This window comes from Mycobacterium sp. ST-F2 (assembly GCF_001905655.1).
Taxonomy (GTDB): Bacteria; Actinomycetota; Actinomycetes; order Mycobacteriales; family Mycobacteriaceae; genus Mycobacterium.
Genome location: NZ_JMHT01000095.1, coordinates 25180 through 34791, shown reverse-complemented (window position 1 = coordinate 34791; position 9612 = coordinate 25180). Strand labels below are relative to the sequence as shown.

The 9612-nt window shown below is 66.7% G+C and carries 13 protein-coding genes; 4 read left to right on the top strand and 9 right to left on the bottom strand.

Annotated elements, in window-relative coordinates:
- Positions 1 to 30: 30 nt before the first annotated feature.
- Positions 31 to 1524, bottom strand: coding sequence for a sensor histidine kinase (locus EB75_RS27195; protein ID WP_073698329.1), 1494 nt, complete (start codon positions 1522 to 1524; stop codon positions 31 to 33).
- A gap of 25 nt (positions 1525 to 1549) precedes the next feature.
- Positions 1550 to 1765 (bottom strand): biotin/lipoyl-binding carrier protein, encoded by a 216-nt coding sequence (locus EB75_RS27190; protein ID WP_036421130.1) that lies wholly within the window; start codon positions 1763 to 1765, stop codon positions 1550 to 1552.
- Between the two features lie 136 nt (positions 1766 to 1901).
- On the opposite strand from EB75_RS27190, the gene EB75_RS30320 reads away from it, so the two are divergent.
- Complete coding sequence (locus tag EB75_RS30320) at positions 1902 to 1976, top strand: 50S ribosomal protein bL37 (RefSeq protein ID WP_085976028.1); 75 nt, start codon at positions 1902 to 1904, stop codon at positions 1974 to 1976.
- A 49-nt stretch (positions 1977 to 2025) separates the two neighbouring features.
- Here EB75_RS30320 and rsrA read toward each other — a convergent pair whose 3' ends face one another.
- Together rsrA and EB75_RS27180 are read right to left on the bottom strand one after the other, a co-directional pair.
- Complete coding sequence (gene rsrA, locus EB75_RS27185; protein ID WP_020102960.1) at positions 2026 to 2337, bottom strand: mycothiol system anti-sigma-R factor; 312 nt, start codon at positions 2335 to 2337, stop codon at positions 2026 to 2028.
- The gene (locus EB75_RS27180; RefSeq protein WP_168176135.1) at positions 2337 to 2963 is read right to left on the bottom strand and encodes a sigma-70 family RNA polymerase sigma factor; all 627 of its coding nucleotides are present in this window, start codon (positions 2961 to 2963) and stop codon (positions 2337 to 2339) included. Before EB75_RS27180 ends, rsrA begins: the two co-directional genes overlap by 1 nt.
- Positions 2964 to 3173: 210 nt before the next feature.
- On the opposite strand from EB75_RS27180, the gene EB75_RS27175 reads away from it, so the two are divergent.
- Positions 3174 to 3665 (top strand): aminoacyl-tRNA deacylase, encoded by a 492-nt coding sequence (locus EB75_RS27175; RefSeq protein WP_073698327.1) that lies wholly within the window; start codon positions 3174 to 3176, stop codon positions 3663 to 3665.
- Positions 3666 to 3688: 23 nt separating this feature from the next.
- Positions 3689 to 4537, top strand: coding sequence for an SDR family oxidoreductase (locus EB75_RS27170; protein ID WP_073698326.1), 849 nt, complete (start codon positions 3689 to 3691; stop codon positions 4535 to 4537).
- Here EB75_RS27170 and EB75_RS27165 read toward each other — a convergent pair.
- From EB75_RS27165 to EB75_RS27155, 3 genes are read right to left on the bottom strand one after another with little or no spacing between them, the layout of a single operon-like run.
- Positions 4534 to 4779 (bottom strand): hypothetical protein, encoded by a 246-nt coding sequence (locus tag EB75_RS27165; protein ID WP_073698325.1) that lies wholly within the window; start codon positions 4777 to 4779, stop codon positions 4534 to 4536. The genes EB75_RS27170 and EB75_RS27165 overlap by 4 nt on opposite strands.
- The gene (locus EB75_RS27160) at positions 4779 to 5663 is read right to left on the bottom strand and encodes an oxygenase MpaB family protein (protein ID WP_073698324.1); all 885 of its coding nucleotides are present in this window, start codon (positions 5661 to 5663) and stop codon (positions 4779 to 4781) included. Before EB75_RS27160 ends, EB75_RS27165 begins: the two co-directional genes overlap by 1 nt.
- Entirely contained in the window at positions 5660 to 5893 is a 234-nt protein-coding gene (locus EB75_RS27155; RefSeq protein ID WP_073698323.1) for a hypothetical protein, read from the bottom strand. Before EB75_RS27155 ends, EB75_RS27160 begins: the two co-directional genes overlap by 4 nt.
- 55 nt (positions 5894 to 5948) lie before the next feature.
- Here EB75_RS27155 and EB75_RS27150 point away from each other — a divergent pair, with 55 nt between their 5' ends.
- Positions 5949 to 6707 carry a class I SAM-dependent methyltransferase gene (locus EB75_RS27150; RefSeq protein WP_073698322.1) on the top strand — a complete coding sequence of 253 codons (759 nt, stop codon included), beginning with the start codon at positions 5949 to 5951 and terminating at the stop codon, positions 6705 to 6707.
- A 7-nt stretch (positions 6708 to 6714) separates the two neighbouring features.
- Here the strand turns inward: EB75_RS27150 and EB75_RS27145 are convergent, their stop codons facing one another.
- A complete protein-coding gene (locus EB75_RS27145) occupies positions 6715 to 7542 on the bottom strand; it encodes a hypothetical protein (protein ID WP_073698321.1) in 828 nt (275 codons plus the stop codon).
- 119 nt (positions 7543 to 7661) lie between these two features.
- Positions 7662 to 9434: an ABC transporter ATP-binding protein gene (locus tag EB75_RS27140; protein ID WP_073698320.1), complete on the bottom strand. Its 1773-nt coding sequence runs from the start codon at positions 9432 to 9434 to the stop codon at positions 7662 to 7664.
- Positions 9435 to 9612 lie beyond the last annotated feature (178 nt).

The window sequence follows — 9612 nt, the reverse complement described above, 5'->3', positions numbered from 1 at the left end:
AGGCCTACTGCGCGGCTCGGCCGCTCAGGCCTACTGCGCGGCTCGGCCGCGGCGACCGATCGGGACGCGCAGTACCACGTCCGTGCCGCCGCCCGGCGCCGCGTTCATCTCCAGTGAGCCGTCGAGGACCGACGACACCTGCGTCTGCACGATCTGCAGCCCCAGCCGGTCCGAGTTCTCGAGGGTGAAGCCCTCAGGTAGCCCATGCCCGTCGTCGTGCACCACGACGTCGAGCCAGCGCGCCGACCGGTCCGACTTGATGGTCACGCTGCCCTGTTCCGTGCTCGGGTCGAAAGCGTGCTCGATGGCGTTCTGCACCAGCTCGGTGATCACCATGATCAGCGCGTGTGCCCGGTCGGCATCCAGCACACCCAGATCGCCCTCCCGCCGCACCCGGATGGGTGCGCCCAGCGACGCCAGGTCGTTCATCATCGGCAGGATGCGGTCGATGACCTCATCGAGGTTCACTTCCTCGTCCACCGACAGCGACAGCGCGTCGTGCACGAGCGCGATCGACGACACCCGGCGCACCGAGTCCAGCAGTGCCTCGCGCGCCTCGGCGTTGTTCATCCGGCGGGACTGCAGCCGCAGCAGCGCCGCCACCGTCTGCAGGTTGTTCTTCACCCGGTGGTGAATCTCACGGATCGTGGCGTCCTTGGACAGCAGTGCGCGGTCGCGGCGCTTGATCTCGGTGACGTCGCGGACCAGAACCGCCGCACCGACCGCCTGGCCACCCACGGACAGCGGGATGGTGCGCAGCAGCACCGCGGCGCCGCCGGCGTCGATCTCCATGCGCATGCTGGAACCACCCGCCAGCAGGTCGCGGACGTGGTTGGCGAGCTCCTGCGCGTCGAAGGGATCAGAGATCAGCGGACGGGTGACGCTGATCAGGTTGTGGCCGTCCAGCTCGGTGGCCAGGCCCATCCGGTGGTAAGCCGAGATGGCGTTGGGGCTGGCGAAGGTCACCACCCCGTCGACGTCCAACCGGATCAGGCCGTCGCCGACGCGGGGGCTGGACCGCGACATCGGCACGTCACCGACGTTCGGGAACGTCCCCTCGGCGAGCATGCGGAGCAGATCCCGGGCACAGTCCAGGTAGGCCTGTTCGAGCGGCGCGACCTTGCGCCGGTCGGCAAGCGCGGTCTGATGGGTGAGCACCGCGACCACATCATTGCCGTAGCGGACCGGCACAGCCTCCAGGTTCAGCCGCGAATCACCTTGCGCCGCAGCGCTTTCCTCACCGCGACCGATGAGTCCGGTCTCGAAGGCCGCCGTGACGGCCGGCATGTCGGCGGCCGAGTTGATGGTGCCGACCGCGTCGGCGAACAGCACCGTCAACGCGGTGTTGGGCCGAATCTGGGCCACACACACCAGCGCCCCGTCGTCGCGGCGGACCCACATCAGGTAATCGGCGAACGACAGGTCTGCGAGCAGCTGCCACTCGCCGACCACGGCATGCAGATGGTCGACCGCATTGCCGGGCAGGACAGTGTGCTCGGCGAGCAGATCACCGAGGGTGGACACGTCGCGCTATCCGGTTGGGGGTTGCCTAGCCGATGACGGCGATGAGATCGCCGGCCTGGATCACGTCGCCGACGGCCACGTTGACGGACGTCACCGTGCCGGCGACCTCGGCCAGCACCGGAATCTCCATCTTCATCGACTCGAGGAGCACAACCGTGTCACCCTCGCCGATCTGGTCGCCCTCGCGAACCACGACCTCGAGCACACTGGCCACGATTTCAGCGCGAACGTCCTCGGCCATCTTCACCCCACTCGTCTCCATGTCTGGCGCAGGCGGTGCCTGCGGCCTCTATTGCACCACAGGACCACGGTTTGCAATTGGGTGGCGTGGCCGTGCGACACTGTAGGGCGAGCAACCGAACCTTTGGAGGACCATCATGGCCAAGCGTGGCCGCAAGAAGCGTGACCGTAAGCACTCGAAGGCCAACCACGGCCGGCGCCCCAACGCCTGACCTACGCCTTCAAAAACCGCCCGGCTCCTCAACGGAACCGGGCGGTTTTTCAGCCGCGGACGATGGTGGTGCGGCTGATCTCGAGCTTCAGGCGCGCACGCAGGCCCTCAGGGGCCTTCTCGCCGCTGCACTTGGTGGCGATCAGCGCCTTCACCCGCTCCTCGATGCCGTACTGGCGCAGGCAGGTGGGGCATTCCTCCAAGTGGAACCGCAGCTTGTCGCGCGTCTCCGTGGTGCATTCCCCGTCGAGCAGGGTCCATACCTCGGCGATCACCGCGGCGCATTCAGGATGCTCCGGGTCGACGGGGCCGATCGGCGGCTGGAAATCGTGCCCCTCGGGCCGGGTGAACTCGTCGCCCATCAGGACACCTCCTGGGTGTCGAGGCTCTCCCCACGCAGGAATCCCCGGTCCCGGGCGACGCCCGTCAACAGTTCACGCAGCTGCTTGCGGCCACGGTGCAGGCGGGACATCACCGTCCCGATCGGGGTATCCATGATTTCGGCGATCTCCTTGTACGGGAAGCCCTCGACGTCGGCGTAGTACACCGCCATCCGGAACTCCTCTGGCAACGCTTGCAGCGCCGCCTTGATTTCAGTGTCCGGCAGCGCCTCGAGCGCTTCAACCTCAGCTGACCGCAGACCGGTCGACGAGTGCTCGGCGTTGGACGCCAGCTGCCAGTCGGTGATCTCGTCAGTCGGGTATTCCGCCGGCTGCCGCTGCTTCTTGCGGTAGCTGTTGATGTAGGTGTTGGTCATGATGCGGTACAGCCACGCCTTGAGGTTGGTGCCCTCACGGAACGAATGGAACGCCGAATAGGCCTTCACCATGGTTTCCTGCACCAGGTCCTCGGCGTCCGCCGGATTGCGCGTCATGCGCAGCGCGCCGCCGTAGAGCTGATCGAGCAGCGGAATGGCGTCGCGCTCGAACCGTGCCGTCAGCTCCGCGTCGCTCTCGACCGCGGAACCCAGCCCGTCGATATCGGTCATCGTGATCGAGACCGTCCCTTCTGTCGCGGCACCGCGCGACAGGTCCGGCAACTCAACCGGACGTTCCAGACATGCCGCCAGCACCAATGTCCCCTTCCGTCCGATCCTAGAGGCTGCGACCGACAAGTTCGCGAGCCATTAATTGACCATGCTGCCGGGAGTAACAGCACCGGACCATGCACTTGTTCCCGGCCTCTACGCTTGCCAGCCATGGCGAGCGCGGCAACCCCGGCGATCAAGGCCCTGCAGGCCGCCGGAATCAGCTACGAGGTGCGGCAGTTCCGGCATGACCCGCGGGCGACGTCGTTCGGCGACGAGGCCGTCACCGAACTCGCCGCGGAAGGGTTCGTCGCGGCGCAGATCTTCAAGACGCTGGTGCTGGCCATTCCCGGCGGCCTGGCCGTCGCGGTGCTGCCGGTGCCCGACAAACTGTCGTTCAAGGCCGCCGCGGCCGCGCTCGGCGTAGCGAAGGCGGAGATGGCCGAGCAGGCCGCGGCGCAGCGCTCCACGGGCTACGTCGTCGGTGGTATTTCACCACTCGGACAACGCAAGTCGTTGCCGACGGTCGTGGACCGATCGGCGCTCAGTTGGGACCGGGTGCTCTGCAGCGCCGGCAGACGCGGGCTGGACATCGTGCTGGCCCCGGCCGACCTGGTGGCCGCAACCTCCGCGGTGACTGCCCAGATATGCACTCCGCGGTAACTCCGGCGACATAGGGTGTGCGCATGACACTGTCCGGGAAGACCATGTTCATCTCCGGTGCCAGCCGTGGCATCGGTTTGGCCATCGCCAAGAAGTTCGCGGCCGACGGCGCCAACGTCGCGCTGCTCGCCAAGACCGCCGAGCCCCATCCCAAGCTCGACGGCACCGTCTACACCGCGGCCAAGGAGATCGAAGAGGTCGGTGGCCAGGCGCTGCCGATCGTCGGCGACGTCCGCGACCCCGACTCCGTCGCCGCCGCAGTAGATCAAGCGGTCGCGCAGTTCGGCGCCATCGACGTCTGCGTCAACAACGCCTCGGCCATCAACCTCGGGTCGATCGAGGAAGTGCCGATGAAGCGCTTCGACCTGATGAACGGCATCCAGATCCGCGGCACCTACGCCGTCTCGCAGGCCTGTATCCCCCACATGAAGGGCCGCGAGAACCCGCACATCCTGACCCTGTCGCCGCCGATCCGGATGGAATCCGAGTGGCTGAAGCCGACGGCCTACATGATGGCGAAGTACGGAATGACGTTGTGCGCCCTGGGTATCGCCGAGGAAATGCGCGAAGCCGGCATCGCGTCGAACACGCTGTGGCCGCGCACGCTGGTCGCCACCGCAGCGGTGCAGAACCTGCTCGGCGGCGACGAGGCGATGGCCAAGGCCCGCCGCCCCGAGGTGTACTCCGACGCCGCCTACGCGATCTTCAACAAGCCGGCCCGCGAGTACACCGGCCAGAGCCTGCTGTGCGAGGACGTGCTGCTGGAATCCGGCGTCACCGACCTGTCGGTGTACAACTGCACCCCCAACGCCGATCTCGGCGTCGATCTGTGGGTGGACACCCCCAACCCGCCGGGATACACCGGCCCCTAATCGGAGGCCGGGCAGATCTCCACACCCGTGACCATCGGCGGCCACGCCACCGTCACCTCGACCAGCGCCGCCAGCGGCGCGATCGCGGGAAATGCCCGGTCCCACTGTTTCTGCACCTGCTGCACCGCATGGGGATGCATGACTGTCCACACCATCCCCACCAACAGGTACGGCAGTGCCATCCACAGCAGGAATTCGGCCATCGCGCCGACGCTGACCCGTCGGCTGAGCAGGCGGCGCATCAGATCAACTCCCCGTCCCGGCGAATCTGCCTGCGCACGTAGGCCAACAGCGCGTAACTGCCGGCCTGCCGGATGAACAGCGGCAGGAACCGGTTGACGAAGGCGACCAGCCGGAACAAGGTTTCGAACAGATACTGGCGGCCCCCGCCCCACGACATCCCCATCGCATCCCGGAACACCGGCGCCAGGAAGCCCCCCGTCAGGAACATCAGCAGGGGCCGAAACGGCAGGGCCAGAACCGGATTGATCATCTTCAGGCGCACCAGGTCCGTCAGGTAGGCGCGGACGGTGTCATCGATGGCCACCTTGGCACAGGCCGCGGTCCAGTAGTCGTCGAACTCGGCGCGGGTGGCCGGCCACTGCTCGTCGGTGACCTGCAACGTGGTGCCCAGCGGAGCGGCGGACCGGTAGAACTGCTCGGACAACTCGGGTGTCAGCTCGCCGCGCAGCAGTTGATGGACGTCCTCCATACCGACGAACAGGCAGGCGGCGACCCACATCTGCAGATCACGGTCAAAAGCGTTGTAGCGCACCGGACTGTCGGGACCGGACCGCACCTGGCGGTGCGCCGTGTCGACGGCCTTGCGCATGGCTGCCCGGTCCTCCTCGGTGCCGAGGATGGCCACCGCGAGGTATTGGAACGTGGTGCGGGCCCGCTTCCACGGATGTTTGAGCAGGTTTCCCGAGTCGACCTTGCTCTCGACCACGCCGTGCCCGACACCCGGCCAGGACAGCTGCATGATGACGTTGGCGGCGCTGGCCGCGGCACCCCAGAAGTCCGCGGCGTCGGCAATGGTCACCGGGTACTCGTCCCAGCGCGCGGTGCGGCGCCGAATCTGGATGCGGCACTGCGCGATGGTCAGTGCGGGTGATTCGCCGGTCATGGCAGGCACATGTTCGTCAGCAACAGCATCGGCCAGAACACCACGGTCCGCGCGAACACCAGCACCCGGTCCACACCGTGCGCCGCCTCGAAGGTGCCGGTGTGGGTGACGGCCCACAGCACGCCGAGCACCAGATAGGGCGCGGCGGGCATGGCGGCGGTGCCCAGCCATTCGGCGAGTGTCATCTCGAAGCTGAAAAAGCCGGCAGGGTGTTCTTCGTCGTCGGTCATCGTGATTCACCGTAGCCCGCAACGCCGCAGCCTGTAAGCCGCTTACAGTGGCCGCATGTCCACGTGGTCCGTCGGACGGTACGAGACCGTCGCCGAATTCATCGCGCCCATCGCCGCGGAGGTGGTCGCCGCGGTACCGCATGGACCCGGCACCGCCCTGGTCGACCTGGCCTGCGGGACCGGCAGCGCCGCGCTGTACGCCGCCGGCCTCGGCGCCGATGTCACCGGCGTGGACATCACGCCGGAGCTGCTGGCCTTCGCCGCCGCCAAACCCGGTGGCGACACGGTCGAGTGGGTGGCCGCTGACGCGTCGGCGACGGGACTGCCCGACGCCGCCTTCGACGCGGCGGTGTCGAACATGGGCACCATCTTCGTCGAGCCGTCCGCCATGGTCGCCGAGCTGGCCCGGCTGCTCAAATCCGGTGGCGTCCTGGGATTCTCGACGTGGGTCAAGGCCGTCGACAATCCGTTCTTCACCCCGATCGTCGAGGTTCTGGGCCAGCCGGAGCCCGGCCCGTACTCCCCCGATCAATGGGGCGTGCCCGAGCTGGTCCACGCCCGGCTGGATAGCGACTTCGCCGATGTCAACATCGAAAACCGAACGCTCATTTGGCGATTCGGATCACTGGCCGACGGGTTGCGGTTCGTCACCGACGAATCCCCGGTCCACGTCACCACCTTCAGCTACCTGGACGACGCCACCCGCGCCCGGCTCGTCGACGCCTTCACCGCGGCATTTGTCGCTCATGAATCACCTGACGGCACCGTCGCTTTCGACGCACCGTATGCGGTGATCACCGCGCGTCGTCGTTGAGGACGGGTCAGTCGTCGTCATCCTCGATGCCGCGGGTGTGCGCGATGTCGTGCCCTTCGCCGACCCGAATGCAGCCCGCGGTGCATTCCTGCATGACGATGCGTTGCGGTTCGGTCGCATTGCGCGTGGAATCCGAGCTGTGCGCGATGTCATGCCCTTCACCGACCCGGATACAGGTTGCGAGGCACTCCTGCATCACCGTGCGGTCGAGCTCGCCCTCGACGACCGACCAACGCCAGTTGGTCTGGATGACGGTGGTATCGGCGAGGACCACGCCGCGCTTTCCGACCCCGCAGTGCAGCGTCCGCTCGGAGCTGTCGCTGGTCTCATGCAGCAGCTCGTCGTCGGCCAACCCGAGCGGGTTGCGGATCAGCCGCACACCGAAACGGTCCAGCTTTCCGTGTGCCTGCAGGCGTTCGGCGAGGCCGGCCAGGATGGCTTCATCGCCGTCGCCGAGCGGGGCGGTGTCGCCGAAGTCGGCGGGCGCGGCGAATTCCATACCGACAACCGCGGTGTCCGCACCGGATACGGCATCGAATCGGAACGCCGTGGCGCCGAGACCCTCCTCGGAGAACGCCGAGCGTTGCACCGGGCCGGTCGCCGTCCCGCGGGGTGCGTGGATGGCGCGTTCCACGAAGACCTCCCCTTCGGCGGGCTCGAAGTGCTTGTGCAACAACCACACCGAGAACCGTTGCCAGGCATCGCTGTCGACCAGGTACCGGCCCAGCTCCTCGAGGCAGGTGTGGTCGTCGTCTCGGAGGTCGCCGACGTCGGTGGCGTCCATATCGCGCAGCGCCGCATAGTCGCCCGGGGTGTGCTCACGCATCAGCAACATCGGTTATCTCCTTGATCACGAAGCGTTCTGGGTCACGCGGACGCTAGCAACGGCGGCCGCAGGCGAGAAGCACTATCGGGCCGGTTTCCACTGTGTGGACACGCCGTGCTCGGTTGGGCTCATCCGCCCTGCTCGAATTGGCGACGGTGTAGTTGCGCGTAGATGCCATCGAGTGACAGGAGTTCCTCATGGGTACCGTCTTCCACGACCACACCATCGTTGACGACGATGATCTTGTCGGCGCCGCGCAGGGTGCTCAGCCGATGGGCGATGGTGATCACCGTGCGGCCCTTCATCAGCCGCTCCAGCGCCTCGATGACCAACTCCTCGGATTCCACGTCCAGCGCCGCGGTCGGCTCGTCGAGAATCAGGATCGGGTTGTCCCGGATGAGTGCCCGGGCGATCCCGATGCGCTGGCGTTGTCCCCCGGACAGTGTCCGCCCCCGGTCGCCGATGATGCTGTCGTAGCCCTGCGGCATGCGGGTGATGAACTCGTGGGCGTTGGCACGCTCGGCGGCCGCGATGATGTCTTCATCGGTGGCGTCCGGGCGACCGAACGCGATGTTGTCCCGCACCGTTCCCCGGAGCAGCACGGTGTCCTGCAGCACGAAGCCGATCTGGCAGCGCAGGCCGTGCAGCTTGTAGTCCATGACATCCACCCCGTCGATCGTGATGAGGCCGGCGTCAGGGTCGCGGAATCTCGGGATGAGGCTCACCACAGTGGATTTCCCGCTGCCCGTCGGGCCGACGATGCCCACCATCTGGCCAGGGGCGATATTGAAGGAGATATCGCGCAGCACGGGCTTTTCCGGGTCATAGCCGAAGGCCACGTGTTGGAAGGTGATGTCACCGTGAAACGGTGGCGGCTCGATCGGAGCGGCCCGTTCCGGAATCGTCTTGTCGGCGTCGCACACCGCCTGGACCCGCTCGAAACCCACTTCCACCTGGGCGATCGTGTTGGTCATCTGGGCGAGGTCGCGCACCGGTTGAAAGAACTTGGCCAGGTAGGCCAGAAACACCGTGAGCGCACCGGCGGTCATGACGCCGTCGAGCACGAGCAGAGTCCCCCGCCAGAGCACAAGACCGGTGCACAGCGCCACTGCGAGCCCTACGACCGGGGACAACAGCGATGACACCTTGCGTGCCTTCAGCCACGCCGTCACGGTCTCCATGCTCGCGTTCTGGACCTGCTGTTCCTGTTCCTTCTCCCGGCCGAACGCCTGCACCACCTCGATGGACTGCAGCCCCTCCTGCAACGTGGACAGCAGATCGGATTGACGGCCGCGCACCTCCTTCACGGCGGCTCTGACCGCCTTGTTGACCTGCAGGACGAAGTAGATCAGAAATGGGGTCACTGCCAGTGCGATGAGCGCGAAATCCCAACGCAGACAGAACATCACGATGATCATCCCGGTGAGGGTCAGCACGTCGGTGACGATGCCGAGGGTGGAGACCGAAGCGAAGCTCTGGATGGTCTGGACGTCACTGGTCAGCGTGCTGAGAATGGTGCCCACCCGATTGGCGTCGTAGTACTCCAGTGAGAGTTCCTGCAGGTGGTGATACAGCCGCAGACGCAGATCGTTGCCGATGCACTGGCCCAACTGCTCGGTGAAGTAGTTGCCGATGTACATCGCCGCACCGGTGATCGCCGCGATGGCGACGGTCGCGATCCCGGCGGCCGCCGCGAGGTGGGCCCTGCTGTCACCGCCGAGCATCGGTAGCAGCCAGCTGATCCATGGTGGTGGCGGGTGATTGCCGATGACGTTGTCGAGAATGACCTTCAGCGGCCACGGCACCGCGAGGCTCATGGCGGTTTGCACGAGCATCGTGGCGAAGATGATGGCGAAGGTTCGCAACCGGGGCTTGATCAGTTCACGAAGTAGCGGCGGCACAGCTCCCTCTCCTCGTGACGCGTCCCCTCGGAGACGGAGATCAGGAGCCGGAGACTAGCAGCGCCGGATGCGGGACGCGGCCCATCGCAGCCGTCTTCCATCCAGTGGCGAAACAGCCTGATTCACAACGCGATCGGCCGCGGGCGCCTATCGTTCCCCGCGGCGTCGGCACCGGAGC